This is a genomic window from Pantoea sp. ME81 (assembly GCF_903970985.1).
Lineage (GTDB): Bacteria > Pseudomonadota > Gammaproteobacteria > Enterobacterales > Enterobacteriaceae > Pantoea > Pantoea communis.
Genome location: NZ_CAJCKS010000083.1, coordinates 1 through 21,846 on the forward strand (window position 1 = coordinate 1; position 21,846 = coordinate 21,846).

Annotated in this window: 16 protein-coding genes and 1 pseudogene; 4 read left to right on the forward strand and 13 right to left on the reverse strand. The window is 53.7% G+C overall.

The window, feature by feature from the left end; all coding sequences use genetic code 11:
* Nucleotides 1-496: pseudogene (locus tag H7A81_RS15670) on the forward strand (amino acid deaminase); the annotation flags it as partial.
* A 122-nt stretch (nt 497-618) separates the two neighbouring features.
* Here the strand turns inward: H7A81_RS15670 and H7A81_RS15675 are convergent.
* Nucleotides 619-1,314, reverse strand: coding sequence for an aspartate/glutamate racemase family protein (locus tag H7A81_RS15675; RefSeq protein ID WP_034822365.1), 696 nt, complete (start codon nt 1,312-1,314; stop codon nt 619-621).
* Nucleotides 1,315-1,407: 93 nt separating this feature from the next.
* The gene (locus H7A81_RS15680) at nt 1,408-3,465 is read right to left on the reverse strand and encodes an FUSC family protein (RefSeq protein ID WP_182057981.1); all 2,058 of its coding nucleotides are present in this window, start codon (nt 3,463-3,465) and stop codon (nt 1,408-1,410) included.
* 253 nt (nt 3,466-3,718) lie between these two features.
* Here H7A81_RS15680 and H7A81_RS15685 point away from each other — a divergent pair, with 253 nt between their 5' ends.
* On the forward strand, nt 3,719-4,666 hold the full coding sequence (locus tag H7A81_RS15685) for a sulfonate ABC transporter substrate-binding protein (protein ID WP_182057982.1): 948 nt from the start codon (nt 3,719-3,721) through the stop codon (nt 4,664-4,666).
* Between the two features lie 33 nt (nt 4,667-4,699).
* On the opposite strand, the gene H7A81_RS15690 is transcribed toward H7A81_RS15685, so the two are convergent.
* Nucleotides 4,700-5,659, reverse strand: coding sequence for a zinc-binding alcohol dehydrogenase family protein (locus H7A81_RS15690; protein WP_182057983.1), 960 nt, complete (start codon nt 5,657-5,659; stop codon nt 4,700-4,702).
* Nucleotides 5,660-5,767: 108 nt separating this feature from the next.
* Here H7A81_RS15690 and H7A81_RS15695 point away from each other — a divergent pair, with 108 nt between their 5' ends.
* The gene (locus tag H7A81_RS15695; protein WP_072226533.1) at nt 5,768-6,622 is read left to right on the forward strand and encodes a LysR family transcriptional regulator; all 855 of its coding nucleotides are present in this window, start codon (nt 5,768-5,770) and stop codon (nt 6,620-6,622) included.
* A gap of 35 nt (nt 6,623-6,657) precedes the next feature.
* On the opposite strand, the gene H7A81_RS15700 is transcribed toward H7A81_RS15695, so the two are convergent.
* The 8 genes from H7A81_RS15700 to ssuD form a co-directional block, all read right to left on the reverse strand.
* On the reverse strand, nt 6,658-7,872 hold the full coding sequence (locus H7A81_RS15700) for an acyl-CoA dehydrogenase family protein (RefSeq protein WP_182057984.1): 1,215 nt from the start codon (nt 7,870-7,872) through the stop codon (nt 6,658-6,660).
* A 2-nt stretch (nt 7,873-7,874) separates the two neighbouring features.
* A complete protein-coding gene (locus H7A81_RS15705; protein ID WP_166935258.1) occupies nt 7,875-9,308 on the reverse strand; it encodes an MFS transporter in 1,434 nt (477 codons plus the stop codon).
* Between the two features lie 175 nt (nt 9,309-9,483).
* The gene (locus H7A81_RS15710; protein ID WP_182057985.1) at nt 9,484-10,359 is read right to left on the reverse strand and encodes a MetQ/NlpA family ABC transporter substrate-binding protein; all 876 of its coding nucleotides are present in this window, start codon (nt 10,357-10,359) and stop codon (nt 9,484-9,486) included.
* A complete protein-coding gene (locus tag H7A81_RS15715) occupies nt 10,356-11,054 on the reverse strand; it encodes a methionine ABC transporter permease (RefSeq protein ID WP_182057986.1) in 699 nt (232 codons plus the stop codon). Before H7A81_RS15715 ends, H7A81_RS15710 begins: the two co-directional genes overlap by 4 nt.
* Nucleotides 11,051-12,070, reverse strand: a complete 1,020-nt coding sequence (locus tag H7A81_RS15720) for a methionine ABC transporter ATP-binding protein (protein WP_182057987.1) — start codon at nt 12,068-12,070, stop codon at nt 11,051-11,053. Before H7A81_RS15720 ends, H7A81_RS15715 begins: the two co-directional genes overlap by 4 nt.
* Nucleotides 12,067-13,461, reverse strand: coding sequence for an LLM class flavin-dependent oxidoreductase (locus H7A81_RS15725; protein ID WP_182057988.1), 1,395 nt, complete (start codon nt 13,459-13,461; stop codon nt 12,067-12,069). Before H7A81_RS15725 ends, H7A81_RS15720 begins: the two co-directional genes overlap by 4 nt.
* Before the next feature lie 75 nt (nt 13,462-13,536).
* Complete coding sequence (locus H7A81_RS15730; RefSeq protein ID WP_182057989.1) at nt 13,537-14,943, reverse strand: FAD/NAD(P)-binding protein; 1,407 nt, start codon at nt 14,941-14,943, stop codon at nt 13,537-13,539.
* 14 nt (nt 14,944-14,957) lie between these two features.
* Complete coding sequence (gene ssuD, locus H7A81_RS15735) at nt 14,958-16,130, reverse strand: FMNH2-dependent alkanesulfonate monooxygenase (protein ID WP_182057990.1); 1,173 nt, start codon at nt 16,128-16,130, stop codon at nt 14,958-14,960.
* Between the two features lie 276 nt (nt 16,131-16,406).
* Between ssuD and H7A81_RS15740 the strand changes: the two genes are divergently transcribed.
* Complete coding sequence (locus tag H7A81_RS15740; RefSeq protein ID WP_370529958.1) at nt 16,407-18,338, forward strand: aliphatic sulfonate ABC transporter substrate-binding protein; 1,932 nt, start codon at nt 16,407-16,409, stop codon at nt 18,336-18,338.
* 448 nt (nt 18,339-18,786) lie between these two features.
* Here the strand turns inward: H7A81_RS15740 and H7A81_RS15745 are convergent, their stop codons facing one another.
* Together H7A81_RS15745 and H7A81_RS15750 are read right to left on the reverse strand one after the other, a co-directional pair.
* Nucleotides 18,787-19,758, reverse strand: coding sequence for a ParB family protein (locus H7A81_RS15745; RefSeq protein ID WP_160866954.1), 972 nt, complete (start codon nt 19,756-19,758; stop codon nt 18,787-18,789).
* Between the two features lie 7 nt (nt 19,759-19,765).
* A complete protein-coding gene (locus H7A81_RS15750; RefSeq protein WP_182057992.1) occupies nt 19,766-20,965 on the reverse strand; it encodes an AAA family ATPase in 1,200 nt (399 codons plus the stop codon).
* Nucleotides 20,966-21,846 lie beyond the last annotated feature (881 nt).

The following is a 21,846-nucleotide window of genomic DNA, read 5'->3' on the forward strand; positions in this document are numbered from 1 at the left end:
CTGGTTTGACGTGGTGACCGAATGCTTTACTGCCGCGACATTACCGCTGCCGATGACACCCTTGATTCGGTCCGGTGCCTATATGGCGCATGACAGCGGCTTGTATGCGCGCATTGCACCCTTCGCGCAACCGGGTTCGAGCCATCACTTCGATGCAGCGCTGGAGATTTGGGGGCGGGTATTGTCTCGTCCTGAGCCAGGATTGGCTTTTGTCGATTTTGGTCGGCGTGATGTGCCGTTCGACCAGGATCTGCCCAATCCATTGTGGATCCGCAACGCAGATGGCAGTGAACCGCGCGCGGCAACCCATCTGCGTATCAGTGACGTCAACGATCAACATGCGTATCTGCTGCTGCCCGATGATGAAACGTTGCAGCCGGGTGATTGGGTAGGATGCGGTATCTCTCATCCCTGCACCGCTTTTGATAAATGGCGCTATCTGCCACTGGTGGACGACGATTATTGCGTCACAGATTCACTGGAAACAGCATTCTGACCACAAAAAAGGCTGCCAACGTATTGGCAGCCAGTTCTGGCACATCCCTGTACGACCATGTGGGGTCAGACGTTGTGCCTTCAATGAGCATATAATAACACACAAAATAATTAGCAGGATAATTATTTTATTGCCAGAGCCAGTTTCACCGCATCCTCGGCATGAATCAACGTGGTATCAAACAGCGGCACGCTGGCATCTTCGGGCTTCACCAGCAGGGTAATTTCGGTGCAACCCAAAATGATCGCTTCGGCGCCCTGCGCCACCAGCTCAGCAATCACCTCACGATAACGTGCTCGCGACGACTCACGAATAATGCCAAGACACAACTCCTGATAGATGATGTCATGCACCGTCTTCCGGCCCGATGCATCCGGTACCAGCACATCAATGCCGGACTGCGCCAGACGGCCTTTGTAGAATTCCTGCTCCATGGTAAATGCCGTCGCCAGTAAGCCCACACGCTTCACGCCAGCGGATTGAATACGCTGAGCTGTCGCATCAGCGATATGGAGCAGCGGGATAGCCACGGCACCGGTAATCTGGTCAGCGACTTTGTGCATGGTGTTAGTACAGAGCACAATGAAGTCCGCCCCGCCCTTTTCCAGACTGCGCGCGGCTTCTGCCAGAATCTCGCCGGCTCGCTGCCATTCCCCCGCCACTTGCAGCTTCTCAATTTCCTGAAAGTCGACGCTGTACATCAGGCTGCGAGCTGAGTGCAATCCGCCAAGTTGCTGCTTCACCTGTTCATTGATGATGCGGTAGTAGAGCGCCGTCGATTCCCAACTCATTCCACCGATCAAACCGATCATCTTCATCTGCGATTTTCCTTTATCAAGCCTGTTCAGCACTGTACGGGATTTGTCAGTCTGGTGCATGCCCCCAGCTTAAATACAGGGTTTGCGGCACACTTATGCGCGATCAACCTCAAGTGACGCGTTTTCCGGCCAGCGCGCTGAGGGAAACAGCGATAAGCGGATATTGAACAGATGGAACATCGGCGAAAACAACGCCTGTTCCTGTAATGTTCGCGCCTCTAAACCCAGCAGCAGGCGATTAAGTTCATGCAACAACGCCGAATGGGGCTGTGTCTGCAGTGATTTCAGCCTGCGTTTGAGGAACACACTCAGCTCATGGAACATCGCCGCACTCTCAATGCCATTCTCGGTCAGCAGCGCTTTGTGCCGCGTGTAATAGTCGTAACAGTTGGCACCAAGCCAGGCCTCGGCAATCAGATTGCCGCCGGAAACCAGATCGGGCGAGGGATCGACGCGCTTACGTGGCAAGATAATGTTCACCTTATCCAGCGTACGCGCCACAAATTGCTGGCGCGCCGTCATCGTTAACGTGTTGAGACGCAGCGCAGCGATAAACTGCAGCAAATCGCGAATCCCTTTACGCACCGCGCGTTTCGCCGTCCACGATGGACGCTTGTTGCGAATAAGCAACGTCAGCACCAGGGCGATGACAATGCCCACCAGCGTCGAAATCATGGCGTTCACTATAAGCAGAAGATCGGGCTTGAAATGGTGGCTCATACCAATCAACCCCGGAATCTGCGTGGCGACAATCAGGCCAATCAAATTGGTTGCCGGGTTGGCAATCACCAATCCCAGCGCAAATAATCCGGGCGCGAGGCAGATGATCATCGCTTCAAACGTTACCGCTTGTGGTATCAACACGGTAACGTAAAGCAGACTGATCGCCATTGAGATCAATACGCCTTTAAGGAATAGCTTCATCGGCGCGATAGGACTGTCCAGCCCGGCAAAGAATGAGCAGAGTACCGCCGCCATCATCGGCGCAGTCGAGCCATCTTTCCAGCCGCTGCCGATCCAGAACAAGCAGGTGGCGAAGGTGGCCAGAAACGCAGTAAAGCAGGAAAGCAACAGCAAACCTTTATCGACATGCTTATGCGCACGCACGGTTTTTCCCGGCTTGACGGTCGGTGTCCACTCACTCACGCGCTCGCTGACGCTGTGATAGGCATTAGCGATACGCACGAAGTTGAGCAGGCGCTCCAGCAATCCAATTAGCAAAATACTCTCTTCACTGTTGAGCCGCCCCTCCTGCCAGGCCTGCTTCAACTGCGCCTGTGTAACGGTCAAAACATCGTGAATCTGAACCTGGTCATCGCCGTTCAGCCATAACAAAAACTGCTGGAATGCCTCTGCAACATAGTCCGGAAAACGGATTTCCTGCTGCGCCAGCAAATTAAGCCGCGACTCAATCGCTGTCAGCGTTGGAATCAAATAGGAGAGGTGTTGATACTGCACGCTGACCAACCGCACCAGACGTCGCGCGGCATCGCCTTCATATACACAATGTGTAATCAGGGTTTCGACGTTGAGAGGATAGTTCGCCATCTGCACCAGAATATCTTCTCGTTCCACCGATTTTTCAGCTGGCATCACCGTGACTAACTCGCTGCACAGCTTGCGCGCATTCTGGTACCACAGGCTGACGCTTTGCTCCAACAGACTGCGCATCGACACCGGCATGATTAAGCGGTGCACCAGGCTGCTGCAGATGATCGCCACCGTGATCTCTTCAATACGCGAAATCACCGTGTAGGTGATGGCCGAGGGTGACGTGACGTCGGGAAAGCCCATTATCGCCGCACTGTAACCAGCGAGCATAAACACATAGCTTTTTGGCGTGCGATCATGCAGCGACAGGTAGAGACATGCCGCCACCCATAAAGAGATGCACAGGCTGAACAGCATCGGTGACTCTACCGTAGTGGGATAGATTAGCAGCGTAAACAGCCCACCCAGCAAGGTGCCGAAAAAGCGAAACACCGATTTCGATACGGTCGAACCCGAATAGAGTTGTGAGGCAACGTACACTGTAGTCAGTGACCAGGCCGGTTTATCGAGATTGAGTTCCAGAGCAATGTAAAAAGCCAGAAAGGCGGCAAGACAAGTTTTGGCAGAAAACAGCACTGCACTTTGTGAAAACCACTTCATAGAGCGAAAGAAACCCATAGCAGGCAACGTAAGTGCCTATCCTGACAGAAGCATATCGAGATGACATTTTGATTTGTTATACAAATTATTACCGTGCTAATTATCTGGGCATCTATGCAAATCAAGATGACATGCTGATTACAGTGAATGATCTTGATCACAAAAAAATTAGGTTATAAGTGATCGAAATTCGTTATTTATTGGTTATATAAGCGCTTTGCTATGGTGAGAAAAAATCCACAAGAGACTCATCATGCAAACAAAAATTCCTGCTCTGAGCGCGTTGGCGCTTAGCTTTGGCCTGCTCTCTGCGCACGCCTTTGCCGCTAAACCAGAAACCGTGACCATCGGCTATCAGAAAGCCAATATTTTTGCGCTGCTGAAGTATCGCGGCACGCTGGATGAAACCTTCAAGAAGGAAGGCATCAATGTCCGCTGGGTAGAATTTCCGGCCGGGCCGCAGATGCTGGAAGGGCTAAACGTGGGCAGCATCGATTTAGCCGCCACCGGCGATGCTCCACCCGCTTTCGCGCAGGCTGCCAAAGCGGATTTGATTTACCTCGGTCACTCCTCTGCTAACCCCAAAACCGAAGCCATCGTGGTACCTAAAGATTCGCCGATCAAAAGCGTGGCGGATTTGAAAGGTAAGCGCGTTGGATTGAACAAGGGTTCTGACGTGAATTATTTGCTGGTGAAAGCGCTGGAAGATGCCGGACTGAATTATAAGGACGTGAAACCCGTTTACCTGCCACCAGCTGATGCGCGCGCCGCCTTCCAGAAAGGCGCGATTGATGCGTGGGTGATTTGGGATCCGTTCCTCGCGGAAGTGGAAGCGAATGCCGATGCACGTGAAATCCGCAATGCGGAAGGCCTGGTGCCGCATTACACCTTCTATCTCGCCAGCCGCCCCTTTGCCGAAGGCCATCCTGACACCGCGAAACAGGTGGTGGATGAATTGAGCAAATTGAGTGACTGGGCGAACGCCAATCAGGATGAGGCTGCCGCGATTCTGTCCAAATCGACCGGGTTAGATAAGGCAATCTGGCAGACGACGTTGAAACGCCTGCCGTATGGCGCTACGCGTATGACGCCGCAGGTGTTCGATGAACAGCAGGCGCTAGCCGATACCTTCACCCGTGTTGGATTGTTGCCGGTGAAAGTGGATGTGCGCAGTGCGACCTGGTCACTGGATAAGCAGTGACCAGATAGTGTGCGGCCTTGCGGCCGCACACTGTTAAACAGTGATAAACACTCTGCCTAAACGCCCACGCGTTTCTGCTCGTTGATGCGCTTCAACCACCTTTTCCAGCGGGAAAGTACTATCGATAGGCACGATCAGTTCGCCTTTCGCCGCCATCACCATCAGTTCATTCACCAAATCGCGGGCAATCTGTTTTTCACCCCATTCTGGTCCCAGTAAGCATCCGATCAACGTAATACGGTGCAACAGCAGATATTCCGCATCGACCATCTGATTACGTCCAGCGAGAATGCCGATCAGAACCGCCGACCCGCCGTCTTTTAATACTTCAATGCCATCTGACAATGCTGCGCCGCCGATGGTATCGATCAGCAAATCCACTTTATTGCCGCCCAGCAATTCCCGCACCTGCTCGCCAGCCTGCTTGTCACCCACCACAATGGCGTCATTGAGGCCAAATTCACGTAATTTTTCCAGTGATTCGGGACGCGTACCGGTTCCGATCACCCGGGCACCCATGCGGGATGCCAGTTGGACGGCAGCCATGCCCACCCCACCCGCCGCGCCGAGAATGAGTACGGTTTGGCCTGGCTGCAGCTGACCTAAATGAAACGCCCATGCAGCGGTGCCTGGCCCCACCGGAATGGCGGCAGCAATGCGCGCATCCAGGCCATCTGGAACAGGAAAACAGTTATAGGCAGCGACAGCGCGACGTTCTGCATAGGCACCTCGCCAGTTAAATGTTGCCACTTTCTGACCGATCTTAAATCCCGTCACGTTTGAACCGATGGCAAGAATGGTTCCTGCCGCCGCATAGCCAAGTGACTCGCCCGCTTGTAAGTGCTGACTATTGCGCGAAATGATATCGCCACCCTCAACACTAATGGCTTCCACCGCCACCAGCAGCTCATCCTGAGTAATCGAAGGTTCAACGACATCCACCAGTTGTAAAACCTCTGGACCTCCTGGTTGGGGGTAAGTGACTGCTTTCATCTCTGCTCTCCACACTGCTGAATACGAATAATGATCGGTAGATAAAGCGTAGCGAAGCTGATGATATGTTGGTAGGCTGCATTCACATGTATCAGACATAACCCCATCATGATATCGGACAATTTTGAACCCGCGCTGCTTCGTACTTTCGTTGCCGTTTGTCATCACCGCAGCCTGACACGCGCCGCCGAACAGGCCGGACGCGCCCAATCCGCACTCAGTGCACAGATTCGTCGACTAGAGGAACATACAGGCCAGCGTTTGCTGCGTCGTACAGGACGCGGCGTCGTCCCCACCAAAGAGGGAGAAGTGCTGCTCAGTTTTGCGGTGCGAATTCTCGCGTTGGGGGAAATGGCGGTCGCGCAACTGAGTGAAAGTACGCCCGCCGGCACGCTTCGCATCGGCATGTCCGAAGATGTGGCATCGAGTTTGCTCCCCTTTGCACTTGGCAGGCTGAGAAGATTGTGTCCGGGTCTGCACATCGAGCTTTCCATTGAGAGCGATCACATCCTCGCCAGACGTTGGCAGGAGAGCGCGTTTGATATGGTCTTGGGTCTGACCGCCGGTTTCAGCGAAGACCCGTTAACCAGTTGGGAGATCGACCTGCATTGGGTGTGCGGAATTGACTATCCCTGGGATAGCGCGCTGACGGTCGATGCTATTGTTTGCGGTGAACCTTGTTCATGGCGACGCTTGATGTTTGATGCGCTGATTGAAGCAGGCAAGGAGTTTAGGATCGCGGTAACCAGCTCCAACCTGGGTGCGATCATCCCCGCTGTTGAAGGCGGATTGGGTGTGGCCATGCTGCCAGCGGAACTCATTCGTCATGACAGTATGCGTCTGGTGAATGTCGCGCAGGCTCCGGTAAAAGTGACATATGGTTTGTTTGTCACGCGGCGGCCAAATTCCAATGTCACCACGGCGCTGAATGTGATTCAGGACAGTTTAAAAACGTTGTATTAGAAGTGGGCGGCTCAAGCCGCCCGGCATGAAATGTTTTACCCTTCCCCGCGCCCAATTTGCCAGATCCCTGTCGGCGGCGTCCCGTTAACCCTCCAGCCACCGATGTCACGTGCTTTATAGATCACCGGATTGTGTGACGAGACGGTACGCGCATTACGCCAGTGGCGGTCTAGCGCTTTGCTGATACGCGTATCCGACGCGCCGATCGCGTTAAACAACTCAGTTGCTGCGCGTGGTACCAGCTCACTGGCGATCACCTGTGCCTGACCCGCTTCAGCTTCTGCCAGCGCATTCACTGCCAGAAGTTGCGCTTCGTCGCTGCTTAAGTGCGCTTCATACGCTGATTGCAGTGAATGTGCGGCGCGGATCACCGTCGCTTCGACGGCAAACGCCAGGCTGGTGATCTCACCGATGACCTGTAGCACCTGCACATCCTGACGTGATGAATCGCCGTTGCTGTGGCTGTAAATACGATTGCGAGCGGCCACCGCTTTTGCACCATCGCGTGCGACTGCCCTCCCAATCCCGGCTAGTGTTGCCAATAGCACATGTTGATAGAACGCGGTTTGATAGCGGAAGCGCGTGGCGAAATCGAAGACGTGTTCCTGCTCGACGTGGGCGTTGTCAAAGCGTGTGGTGCCGCTGCCGGTCAAGCGCTGGCCGAAACCATCCCAATCGTCTTCACGCGTTATACCAGGTTGGTGAGTGCTTACCAGAGCGATGACATCACCCTGGTTATCGTTGCGTCGTGCATACACATCAATCCAGTCCGCAAACAACGTGCCCGTGCTGTAAAACTTCTCGCCGTTGAGCGTCCAGCCATTTGCGACGGGCGTGACACGGGTAATCACATCGCCGAGTTTCACCGCGCCAATTTCAGTCCAGCCGCTGCCCACCAGCTCGCCGTCGATAAAACGGCGGAACCAGCGATCGCGCTCTGCACTCGCGGGCTGGTTGAGGCGGTCCTCGACAAATGCAAAGTGCGCACGTAATGCCTGCGGCAGATTGGAATCCGCTTCCGCCAGTTCGGTGAGCAATTGGAACAGCTGTGGCAGCGATGCACCCCACCCGCCCTGCTCTTTCGGGATGCGTACCGTACCGAAGCCCGCCTCTTTTAACCAGGTGATTGCTTCATGAGGCAAGGTGCGGCTGCGTTCGCGCTCCACTGCACCTTCAGCAATACGATCAAACAGTGGACGGAAATGCGCCGCCAGCGCAGCGTAATCGGTGCCTGTAGAAAGTTGGCTCATAATCACTCCTGATGAGAAAGATCGTCGATGTCGTGGCGCGTCGGTTCGTGGCGCACCGCGAGCAGGAAAAAGATCGGGATGATGGCGGCAAGCGACACCACCCAGAACATATTGGTGCCCAGCGCCGCCTGCAGAATCGGCAGAATAAACAGCGCCAGCGCGCTGCCAATCCCTGACAGCGCACGACTGAAGCCCACGCCAGTAGCGCGAATGGAAGTTGGATAAGAGAGCGCCGGATAGACCATCAGCTGCGCACCCGGGCCAAAGCCTTCAGCAAACAACCACAAACCAAGCATCAGCACCGCAAACACAATCCCCGCAATCGCTTCAGGGTGCCCAATCAATGCCAATGCAATCAGTGCGAAGAACTGCAGTGCAAATCCGGCCATTGCTACATGGCGAGACGGATATTTCCAGGCCAGACGCATGCCCAGCAGACCGCCGGTGAAAGCAAACAGCGCGTTCAGGCCGAGCGATGCGGAGATCGTTTCAAACACGCCCGCGCCGAGGAACTGCGCGAGGATCGAAGGCAGGAAGAAGGCGATCGCGGTGTATTCAAACGAGATGCAGATGTTCATCACGCCTGCCACGATGGTGCGTTCACGCCAGGGTTTCTGGAACAGCACGCGGAAACTTACTTTGGGTGCCGCTTCTGCTGGTGGTGCTTCGGGTTCCGCTTCATGCGCATGAATACCGTAAGAGTCACGCAAAATGCGCACCGCAGACTTCAGATCGCCCTGATTGGCTGCCCACAGCGGTGATTCGTTCATAAATTTGCTGCGCACTGCGATGATCAACAACGCGGGAACGGCACCGAACAGCAGTGATGCACGCCATAACCAGTCAAGATGCTCTTTCGGTAACAGGAAGTAGAGCGCGAAGATCAGCAGGAAACACACCGTTGACGCGGCGTACCACATCGGGCACCAGGCGGCGAGTCGCGCGGCTTTGTTGCCTTTGCCTGCGAATTTAGAAAATTCCGCCAGGTAGGACATCGCCACGGGTAAATCGATACCCACGCCAATCCCCATCAGGAAACGTGCGCCAATCAGTACCCAGACATTAGGCGCTAATCCCGCTGCGATGGCCGAGACCACGAAGAACAGCATATCGGCCATAAACACCGAGTAACGGCCATATTTGTCGGTCAGCCAGCCACCAATCAGGTTCCCGACAATGGTGCCGACCATGATTGAGGACGTCACCAATCCGGTGAGAAGAGGAGAAAGCTGGAATTCGCGTACCACATCGTCAATTCCATAAGAGAGCGTGGTGAGATCGTAGGCATCGAGGAAGACGCCGCCGAGGGCGAGGAACACAATCATGCGCGCATAATTGTTTTTGTCACTGCGGGTGTTGATCAGCCTTGCCACATCACTGACCGAACGAACCGGCTCAGACGTCGGTAAGGTGTTTTCGAAAGAAACGGTACTCATAATGCCTCACGTTGTTTTTTAGTTGTGCAGGTGAGGTTGTTATAAGCGCTTACCCTTCAGGTCCAAAGCAACAAATATTGATATTAAATTGTTTAAAATCAATAACATGAAAAACTTTCAAACACAAAATCCCGGACGCGCATCGCGAGCCCGGGTGAAGGGTAACACCAGGAAATTAGTCTGCAGAGACCGGCACTAATACGCCTTTAACTAACGGATCATCCGTCGTTTTCAGCCACTGCTGAACGCGAGGATCGGAGAACGCCTGTTTTAGCTTAACGATGTTCACCTGCTCCAGATAGGGCGTACCAATCACCAGCTGCGAGGCAAAAGTACGCGGTGCCGGTGGGAACAGAATGCCTTTATCACGCGGCACTTTTCCGGCATCAAACTGCGAAACATAACCAATCGCCGCATCCACCGAATTCAACGCGCGTGGCATGGTTAGCAAATCGAGTTCTTTGAAGACGAAGCCATGCGGATTACCGATAATGTTTTTTAATTTGGCGGTACGCGGTTCAACCTTGGGATCGAGTGTGATCAAACCCTGACGTGCCAGCAGCCACAAGGCCTGGCCCTGGTTGGCGCCATCATCCGGCACCACAATGGTGGCCCCCTGCGGCAGGTCGGCTATGGATTTATAGCGATCGGAGTAGACGCCAAATGCCCACTGGAACAGCGGCAGCGCCGAAGTGAGTTTGAAGCCATTGGCATCCACCACCTGCTTTAACCACCACTGGTGCTGATAGACGGTTGCCGCATATTGTCCTTGCGCCACGGCGCGATCCGCCTGCACCGGATCCTGCACGCCCACCGCTTCCAGCTTCAGACCATAATCCGGCGCGATGTGCTCGCCAACATACTCAATCAACTTCTGTTCTCCCGCCATTGCCGGTTCAAAGTGGATTTGTAGCGTGGTGCCAAAGACCACCGCTTGCGGTTGCTGACTGCGCCAGAATCCTGCGGCGGCGGCAAATGCAATGACCACTATAATCAGTAGCAGCCACGGCCAGCGGCGCGTCTTACGTAACTCAAATTCTTGTGTTGTCATCGTGATATCCCCTGAGGATGGCGTAGAATTGCGACTAAACGGTCACCGATAAATTGAATGGTTTGTATCAAAGCGATCAGCACCACGATGGTGGCGATCATGATGTGGTTGTCGAAGCGTTGATAGCCGTACACCACGGCTAAATAACCGATACCGCCTGCGCCGATGGTGCCAGCGATGGCGGAGTATTCGATCATGGAAATCAGGTTGAGGGTGATGGCGGCAACAACAGCAGGTAATGCCTCACTCAGCTGCGCCGAACGGATGATCTGCCAGCGCGAACCACCGCATACCAACCCCACCGCAGTCACTTCATCGGGCAGTTCTCGCAGCGCGTTATCCACCAGACGACCAAAGAACGGAATGCCCGCCGCAATCATCGGCACCACCGCCGCAGGGATGCCGATAGTGGTGCCGGTCAGCCAGAAGGTGAACGGGATGATCGCCGCCATTAACACCAGAAACGGCAACGAGCGTCCCATATTCACGATCCAACTCAGCACCCGATAAATGCCGCGATGAGGAAATAATCCACGCACTGAGGTGTTGAATAGCACCACGCCAACGATACCGCCGAACGTCACCACGAACAGCATCACAATGCCGACCATTAGCGCCGTTTCGGCCATAGCGGGCAACATCAACGATGGGATCTCCAGCCAGGGCGTATCCTGACTTATCACGGAAATGCTCATACCGCCTCCCGCAACTGATGGACACTGCCCGAGACGCTGGCAACCAGTCCAAACTGTTCGAGCTGCGCCAGCAATCGCGCCAGTGGCACACGCTCTTGCTGGAAGTGAATGCCCACCTGCAAGCGTCCGGCCTGGATACCATTGACCTGCTCAACGTGCGCGCCAAGCAGATCGATGCGCAGATTGAACTGCACACTCAGACGCGAGATCCAGTCGCTGATGACCGGTACATCTGTGCGATAACTCAGTTGCAGAATCAATTCCGCCACGCCAGGTTGCGCCACCAGTGGGAACAGACGTTGCCCCAGTGAGGAATCGGGCTGCGCCAGTAACTGTTTCAGCACGCCATACTGCACAATCTGCCCATCGCGAATTTCGGCAACCGCATCCGCCGCCTGACGCACTGCATCCATCTCGTGGGTGATCAGCACGATTGCCAGCTTATAGTCGTCACGCAGTTTCTTTAGCAAATCCAGCACCGCCACCGTGGCTTCAGGATCGAGACCAGAAGTCGCTTCGTCGGCCAGCAGCACGGAAGGCCTTAGTGCCAGGGCTCGCGCGATGCCAATCCGTTGACGCTGTCCCCCCGAAAGCTGGTCGGGATACGCTTTGGCTTTATGGCTCAGACCAACACTCTCCAGCAACTCACCGACACGCGCAGAAATATCCCGCTCGACCACGCCGAGATAACGCAATGGCAACGCGATATTTTCCCAGGCACTTTTGCGCTGCAGTAGGGCAGACGATTGAAAAACGGTGCCAATCGAACGGCGCGCGCGACGCAGTGCTTCGCCATTCAGCCGCGAGAGCTCGCTGCCATTGATGCGAATACTGCCCGCGCTGGGCTGCTCCAGTAAACTGATGCACTTCGCCAGCGTGGATTTTCCCGCGCCGCTGGGCCCAACGACAGCGGTGATGTTGGCCTGTGGTACCTGCAAGTTGATGGCTTTCAGCACCTCGGTGACGCGTCCATCCGCGGTGCGGTAATGCTTACTCAACTGGTCAATTTCAATCATATGACCTCCGGCAGTACCGAATTTTTCACCCGATAGCCCACGCCGGGATGCGGTTCGGTTAACTGTGGTCCGGCGTTAAACAGCTTCTCGCGCAGCGTACCTTCCGCATACGCCTTCTTATAAACACCGCGCTTTTGCAGCTCTGGGATCAGCAGTTCAACCACATCCTCAAAGGTTTCATGCGTTAATGCGTAGGCGAGGTTGAAACCATCAACGTCAGTGTCTTCCACCCAGCTTTGCAGTTCGTCGGCGACGGTTGCTGCACTGCCGACAATCAGCGGGCCAAAGCCGCCAATGCCCACCCAATCCGCCAGCGCTTTTACCGTCCACTGACGATCAGGATCGGCGGTGGAGAAGGTTTCGACGGCTGACTGGATGGCATTGGTGTGAAGGTACTTCAGCACCTGGTCAGGTTGATATTGACCGAAGTCGATACCCGTCCATCCAGATACCAGCGCCAGTGCACCTTCGTAGCTGACATAGCTTTGGTATTCTTTCCACTTCGCCTGCGCGGCGGCATCGGTCTCCCCGACGATTACCGTTTGCAGATTGAAGATCAGGATGCTGCGCGGATCGCGCCCTGCTTCTGCTGCGCGGCGACGAATATCCGCGACGGTTTTCTTCAGCAGCACTTTCGACGGCGCGGCAACAAACACGCATTCAGCGTGCTCAGCGGCAAACTGTTTGCCTCGGCTCGATGCTCCCGCCTGATACAACACCGGTGTGCGCTGCGGTGACGGCTCACAAAGGTGAATGCCCGGTACGTTGAAGAAGGTGCCCTGATGATTGATCGGATGGATTTTGCGAGGGTCGCTGAAGATACGTCGTTCACGATCGCGTAATACCGCATCCTGTTCCCAACTGCCTTCCAGCAGCTTGTACACCACCTGCAAATATTCATCGGCATAGTCGTAGCGGCTGTCGTGATCGCTCTGCGCCTGATGACCAATATTGCGCGCCCCGCTCTCCAGATACGAGGTTACAATATTCCAGCCGATGCGCCCTTTGGTCAGGTGATCGAGCGTCGATAAACGGCGCGCAAAGGGATAAGGATGCTCAAACGATAGCGATGCGGTGAGACCAAAGCCGAGATGCTCGGTCACCAGCGCCATTGGGGTAATCAACGCCAGCGGATCGTTGACCGGTACCTGCGTCGCCTGACGAATCGCGGCATCGCCATTCCCGTTCAGCACATCGTAAATACCCAACACATCGGCGATAAACAAACCGTCAAATTTGCCACGCTCCAGCAGGCGCGCCAAATCGACCCAGTACTCCAGATCTTTGTATTGCCAGGAACGGTCGCGCGGATGCGCCCACAGGCCCGGTGATTGATGTCCGACACAGTTCATATCAAAAGCATTCAGGCGAATTTCACGTTGCGATGGCATAGCAATCTCCATAGCGAGGCCGTGATCGTGCGACGACCCGGCGTTCGTTAGTGTGTTTTTAGGATGTTTGAGAGATTAAGAAGCGTAAGGGGGACATCGCTCGTCTTGAGCGATGTGAAGATCTTCAAGAATTTGCTGAGCAACGGCAGCGGCGTGATCGGCAACCTGTGGCAGGCCCATCAACTCACCGAAACGCGCGCGGGCGGCGGGTCCGACTACGAGCAGGCGGGCGTTGGGCAACCCATGGTGATTCAGTGCGTGCGACTGCGCATCAACGTCGAGGCCAAAGCCAAGCTGATCACCGCGAATCAGGCCTTGTTCACTCAGCGAACGCAACAGCGGCTGACTATGTGTCAGCGCATCATGCCCCGGTCCGGTGGTGACGATCAGATGATCGAGCAGGCGCGTTTTCATTTCACCCTGGCGTGTACGCAGCGTGATTGCCAGCTGGAGGCCCTGAGCAGTGATGGCGTCCAGTCTTGCTGCCAGCACCTGCAAGCTGCCCTGCTGCTGTCGTCTGGTGATTTCTGCAGACACCTGCGGCGCGATGCGATAGCGATGTACATCCCACCACGAACGCAAATGGCGCACAAAGCGCTGCTGCTCGCGCAGCGGCAACGATTGCCAGATGGTTTGGCCCTGCGCACGGACATCGTCCAGCACGCGTTGCCAGGGTAATTGCTGCTGTGCCGCTCGGGCAACTTCATCCCTGATGTGATGCAGCCACAGACGCGCGCTGGAGACGTTCTGAGGCGCTAACGTCCATTCAGGCCACTCACCCTGCAGATTGGCGCGTGAGAGCTGTCCACGGCGTGAGAAAGCGGTTAACGGGCCTTGATGATGCCGCGTGCCTAATGAGGCAACCACATCCGCCATACTCAGGCCGGTTCCGATAATGGCCACGGTGGCGTCAGGATCTATCGCATCCAGCACGCCGGCTTGCCATGGATTGGCAATGAGCGCTGGGTGATGGGCAAAGGGCTGCAGCGAGCGAGGCAAGGATGGCGGTGGGTGACTGATCGCTAACGCCAGCACATCGCCCTGTAGCGTCTCGCCATTGCTGAGTAACAGCTGCTGCCCTTCCCATGCAATGGCACTGGCCTGAACGTGCCGTAACTCAATCTGCGGATGCCGTTCCGCCGCGAGGGCAAACTGCTCTGCCAGGTAGCGACCAAACATCGCGCGCTGCGGATAGACTGATCCGTCATCACAATGGGCTACTGAATCCAGTGAACACTCAGGCTGCTGACGATACCAGCGGTCAAAGGCGCCCTGCTCATCGCCGCTGAGTTGCATGCGCGAGGCAGGTACATTGATGCGATGCGCCGGTTCCTGCGTGGAGTAGGCCACCCCACCGCCCAGTTGCTCACGCGGTTCGACCACTGTAATCAGTAATGGAGAGGACGATTGCCGCGCGAGATGAATCGCCAGCGCCGTTCCGCTGAACCCGCCACCTGTGATGATAATGTGAGGTCGTGCCATCGTCTTCTCCTGCATTAGCTGGCGCTCGCCTGTTTTGAAGGACGTTTATCGCCACCAATGGTTTCGCCAAACGGGCCGGTGTTAATGGTGCGCGCGCGCTGCTGCTGACCATTTGCCAGCGGTAATAGCGGCAGCAGCAATTCTGCCACACGATGCGCCTCTTCCAGATGCGGATATCCCGACAGGATGAAGTTGGTCACACCCAGTGCCTGATATTCCCGTATGCGCTCAGCCACCTGCTCAGGACTGCCGACTAAAGCCGTTCCGGCTCCGCCGCGCACCAGACCAACGCCTGCCCATAAGTTTGGTGAGATGTAGAGATTATCGCGGGAGCCTTTGTGCAGCGCGCTCATACGCGCCTGACCTGCCGAATCCATGCGCGCAAAGATCTTCTGCGCCTGCGCGATGGTGTCTTCATCCAGATGACCAATCAGTTTCTCCGCAGCCGCCTTCGCTTCCTGCTCTGTCTCACGCACAATGACATGCAGGCGGATGCCGTATTCCAGTTTGCGTCCGCGCGCTGCTGCACGTTCCCGGACCACCGCCAGCTTCTCTGCGACCTGCTCAGGAGGCTCACCCCATGTCAGATAGGTATCGATTTGCTCAGCAGCAACATCAATTGCGGCCTCGGACGAACCGCCAAAATAGAGCGGTGGGCCATTTTCCTGCACCGGAGGAAACAACACCTCTGCGCCTTCAACGTGAATGCGCTGCCCTTCATAGTCAACCTTCTCTCCACGCATTAAACGGCTATACACATCGAGAAACTCTTTGGTGACTTCATAGCGTTCACTGTGATTGAGAAAGATGCCATCACCTTTGTTCTCAACCGGGTCACCGCCCGTCACCACGTTAATCAGCAAACGTCCTTCAGAGAGGCGATCCAGGGTTGTGGCCATACGCGCGGCCAGTGTCGGCGGTTGAAGTCCAGGGCGAACGGCGACCAGATAGCGCAGGCGTTTAGTGATGGGTGCCAGCGCAGACGCGACCAGCCACGAATCCTCGCAGCTTTTACCCGTGGGAATCAGCACGCCATAGAAACCGAGATTGTCGGCAGCTAATGCCACCTGCTGTAAGTAAGCCAAATCAACCGGGCGCCCACCTTCCGTGGTACCGAGATAGCGTCCATCACCGTGCGTCGGGAGAAACCAGAAGACGTTAATATTCTTGTTTGTGGATTCGGCCATTATGCTTTTCCTATATAACTTTATTAAAAAATGGTCATTTCGGACTGATTATTTAGTTATATGGCTATTAGCGAAAAGCGTGCCAGCTTTGATTCTCTTGATAATGACGTTATTTCAGCAGGTTAGACCCTTACTGCGGTTTCTGTTTGTTGCATCGGCAACTTACCGCTTACAGCTATTGCTGCATATGCAACTGCTTATGCTTTTTTCCTGCTGTTCACAGTGAATAGCAACGTTTAGCGTGTGCTGATTCTCCTTAATGGACATCAAAAGATGCTGACCAACTATAGCAATTACGCTGATTCACCGCGTTTAATCGACCCGGCTTCTCTCGCTTTTCAATCATTGCTCGACAAATTCGCCCCCACTGACGCCACGGTATTGATTGTCGGCGAGACCGGCACGGGTAAGGAAGTTGTCGCACGCTATCTCCATCATCATAGCCAACGCCGCCATGGCCCCTTTCTCGCCGTTAACTGCGGTGCTTTAACTGAAAGTCTTGCCGAAGCCGAACTCTTTGGTCATGAGAAAGGGGCATTTACCGGCGCGACCCAGGCGCATCCCGGTTGGTTTGAATCTGCGCAGGGCGGCACTCTGCTGCTGGATGAGATTGGAGAGCTGAGTTTGTCGCTACAGGTCAAGTTACTACGCGTATTACAGGAGCGCGAGATTACGCGCGTGGGTTCGCGCAAGCCGATTAAAGTCGATGTGCGTGTTATTGCGGCCACCCATGTTGATTTGGCACAGGCGATCCGCGAACGGCGATTCAGGGAAGACCTTTACTATCGCCTCAACATTGCGGTGGTGCCGCTGCCTCCGTTGCGACAGCGTCGTGATGATATCCCGCTGCTGGCGCAGCATTTCCTTTCGCTGTATGCACGTCGTTTAGGTCGACCGGTGCGTCGTTTGTCACCGGATGCTTTGGAAGTGCTGCTGGAGTACAGCTGGCCGGGCAATATTCGCGAGCTGGAAAATACGCTTCACAACGCAGTACTTCTGAGTCGGGAGGAGACGCTAACGCCAGCTCATTTGCGACTGACAAGATACAGTGAACAGGGATTTAACAACGCGGAAGCATCAACGCTTGATAACTTCCTGCGTCAACAACTCTCCACTAAGCCCAATCAACTGTTTGATCGCGTCATCACCAGCCTGATTACTCACGCGCTGGATTTCACTGAACACAATCAGACACAGGCCGCGGCGTTGCTTGGCATCAGCCGCCACACGCTGCGTACTCATCTTGCTCATCAGGGAATGATAAAAGGACGGCGTAAGGCGGCGAGTTACATTGCAACTGCCTCTGCTGATGAGCCTCATCAGGAACGCGAGTTACGTATCGGTTATCAAAAATTCGGTAATCTTGGGGTATTAAAAGCACGGCAAAGTCTTGAGCAGTGCTTTGCACAGCAGGGCGTCAGCGTGTTGTGGAGCGAATTTCCTGCCGGGCCTCAACTGCTTTATGCCTTACAAAATAACGAGATCGATTTCGGTACCACCGGCGAGGTGCCGCCTATTTTCGCCCAAGCGAATGGCAATGCAGTGACCTACATCGCCTGGGAACCCCCTGCGCCCAGTAGCGTGGGGATAGTTGTCCCAATCGATAGCGATATCCGTAGCATTGCTGATTTACGTGGTAAACGTATTTCGGTCAATAAAGGTTCTAACGTTCACTGGTTATTGCTGCAGTTGCTGGAAGAAGCAGGTATCGCCCTTGATGAACTCAAAGTGGTGTATGCGCCGCCAAAATATCCTCTGACGGCCAGTGATTATCTGGCGGTCGATGCATGGATGATGTGGGACCCCTTACTCAGTGCGGCAGAGAGCAATCCTGAGTTACGCGTGCTGGCCAACGGTGAGGGGCGTGTGCGCAACCACCAATTTTATCTGGCACGTCGCGATTATGTGGAAAAACATCACGACGTGGCCCATCGGCTAGTGGAGAGTTTACAGCAGACCGGCATTTTTATTGATAATCATCGGCAGGAAGCTGCTGGTCTGCTTGCGCAGGAATTGGGTCTTGACCTTTTGGCCGTTGAAAGAGCTTTAACACGACGCAGTCATAAAACCCGTTCAATGGTATTTGAAGTGATTAAAGAGCAACAAATCATCGCCGATCGTTTTTATGCATTGGGTCTGATAAACAAGCCTGTCCGTGTTCGGGAAGCGGTTTGGCAATCGCCCAGCGTTTTGTCACTGACAGCCTAACGGCCCGAATAAAGTTATCCACCTTTTCTGTGGATAAATCATTGAATATCATCTGGCTAAACCGGGTTAGTACCCTCGATGCAGCGCTGAAATTTGCTGAAATGCTGGCGATTTCAGCCTGAAATTAATTTAAAAAACACTTTTAATTCAATTCATTAGCTGTGAAATCCTGATGGCGAATGAAGAAAATTTCAGGGCATTCGCAATCTGATTTCCTCTCCTGGATAGCCTTTGTTGCTTTCCTATCCAGCTGGTTATTTTGCCTTCACCACAGATTCACTAAACTCTACGGCGCAAGATTGTTATGCATATAGACGGTGAAAAAGTTGGCGATTTCAGCCTGAAATTTCTACACAGGTTAGATATTTTTCATACAGTTAGCGATGAAATAGCACTGGCGAAAAGCTGAAATTCAGGCAAAAAAAAACCGCCCGAAGGCGGCATTTCGCTACTGATTGAGATATTTATTGAGTGTCTCGTTTATCACCCGATCCAACTCATCTTGTAATTCTTTCGACTGGCGATTGAATTCGTAGCTGAACATGCGGCCGCGTGTCTTCTTGCGGGCATAGCGATCTTTATCAGCAAACGTCCAGAGAGGCGTGGCGACCGCTTTGTCCTTTGCTGGCGACTGGATTAGTGTTTGGCTCCCATTACGCACCAGACGCAAAATCCCATTTTTTACTTCATCTTCAGCCAGACCATCACGTGCGCAGACCGTATCGACATCCATGCCAATGGTATCAATTAAGGCTTCAACCGACTGACCAATCTCCTGAAGCTTCTCATACGCCTGCAGCAGCGTTTTGTAATCCGGGTATGTTAACTCGGAATGATTTGGGAACAGGGTAACCAACTCCAGTGGTACACTCGCGGCTTGCAACGCACGCGTAACTTTTGCCTGCGAGAGGCCTTCGCTCTGAGCAATCTCTTTCTGTGACAGGCCACTCTCCTTTAATGACAGCAGGCGCATCCCCACTTCACGCAGATTATGTTCGCGTGCGGTTTGGATGTCCTGCGCCAGACGACGTGCTTCATCTGCCGTGATGGCTACCTCAGTGACCAGCACATCCAGCCCAGTTTTGCAGTGCAAAGCGGCGGCACGGCGGCGGGAACCATCCAAAATTTCGATACGGTCTCCGCGCTTCACACCAATAGCAGGGAAGAACTGCTGCAATTTAATGGTGCGGATAATGTCGCGCAGCGATTCAGGCGTCAAGCCTGACTGGTCGCGGCCATTCGTTTCCATTACCACATAGGTTTTTTCTTCAATTTCCTTCGCCGTAATGTGTTCAAGCGTGAACAGGGCACGTTTACCGGTCGAAAGGATAAAGGTTTGAGAATGTCCGTCTGAGGCATCCTCAGTCTGCAAAGGTGTCTGGCTGAAGGTACGGCCAATCGTGATTCGTTTTGCGCTCATAGTAACCTCAGTTCAGGCGAATAAATTCAATGCGATCAAATACGGCTTTAGCGAAATCTTCCGCTGCCGAACGCGCATTCTTTAAGGCTTCGGTGCTGCCCACATAGGTTGATGGGTTCGCAGAGATCACCGTATCAAACGACTCTCCACAGCGCTCAAAGCCGTCCAGGCGCGGTAAAGCAGCATCCAGCATGTCGCCGCCAAAGATCTCTTTCGCCAGGCTGTGACAAAGCTTGTGGTCCGCTTTATTCGATAGCTTGGACATAAAGCCGATGTTGCCTTGCAAGCGGCAGGATGCGCCTGATTCCTCAATGATGCCAATCAGTTCCGGCAGGCGCGTCAGATACTTCAACGTCGAGTGGAAATCAACTTGTGCTGGTGGAACTGGCGTCATCAGTAAATCAGATGCGGCAATGGCGTTCTTCAGGAAGGCATCCAGATGTGGGCCACTGTCGATGAAAATGAAGTCATAGTCTTTCTTCAGTTTTGCAACGACGTTGTCATACAGAACCGCATGCACATTCTGCGTAGGCAGATGCTCAGCACACAGTTCTTCCCAACGTGATGCAATGAAGGCGTCGTCAATGGAGGCCGGCAGTACGTCGACACCAGGAATAATCGATGGCACGATGAATTCATTAAGCAACTCTTCGCGGCCCACATTTTGCAGCATCGCTTGCGCAGCTGTGGCTTCTACCAGTCCGACCGAACGCTCATGATTGAGGAACATGGTGGCAGAGGATTGCGGATCGAGGTCGATAACCAGAATGCGCAGATCTTCATACAACAGATGTGGGTGCGCACGCAGCGCATGGGCCAGTGAGACCGTTGAGACGGTTTTCGATACGCCACCTTTGAGATTACCAACAAACAGCGTGAATGCCTCTGCGTGACGATCGCGATACTTTGGCACGCCGCGGTGATGGTAGATATCAATGATGTTTTGGATGGACATTGCGTACTTGGTAGAGCTGCCCGCCGCGCGTTTATCGAATGGATAGCCGTTCTCTTCCATTTCATTTACGGCGTAATCAACGCTCGCACGCGTTAATTTAGGAAGTTTGGCTAACGCGGCTTTGGCGTAAACCTGATAAAAAGTGTTTTCCTGCAACTCTTCTTTCTGCGCCTGAATCTGTTCCGTCAGGCTCATTAGCATTTTTTCTGAACGTTGTGCGACTCTCAGAACTTGCTTCTCATCGTTAGCCATACTTGCTCCACACATGTAGGATTTATGACTTTATACCGAAATCCTGCACATGAGGCAAATCTATCTCATCTAATGCGAAACATTTAGCGCAGTGAAAATACCTTGAGTAAGAGCGTGTTAGTGCAAACATTCACTGTAATCAGCGGAGATGTTTTAATCAGAGCGTAATAATGGATGAAAGTGTGAGCAACGCCTCATTCGCGTATTTGCTACAGCATTCACTGTAATCAGTAATTTGATCGTCCGTTGCACGAGAGTTGCGGGCAGGGTGATATGGCTGAAATCACAGCCTGCATTCACTATATTCGGCATAACATTCACTGTAATCAGTAAAAATTCACTGTAAGTGGTAATAGGTTCACTGTAATCAGTAAATAACTGCGCTACGTTCACTGTAATCAGTCATATTGATTTTCACGCTGAGCAGTTGAAAGCCAGGGCTCTCCATGACGAAATCGGCTGCAGGCGTTTTCGGTTGATAGAGAGACCTTAGTCCCAATATAAGCATTCACTATAATCAGTAGACTGCATATGGGGAGCATTGATTTAATCCGAGTGTTCACTGTAATCAGTAATCAACAGCTCGTATGGCTAGCTGGCATTCACTGTAATCAGCAATTTGTCTAAGCCACATTCAGACGTTCACTGTAATCAGTAACCCAAATCGTTCTCTCAGCGTAGCGTTCACTATAATCAGCAGTTTCGTCTTAAATGGATTCGCCATAATCGGCGGAAAGGGAAGGGCGTACGTGAGAACGTTCACTGTAATCAGTATGTGAGTCAGGAGTCAGGAGTCAGGAGTCAGGAGTCAGGAGTCAGGAGTCAGGAGTCAGGAGTCAGGAGTCAGGAGTCAGGAGTCAGGAGTCAGGAGTCAGGAGATG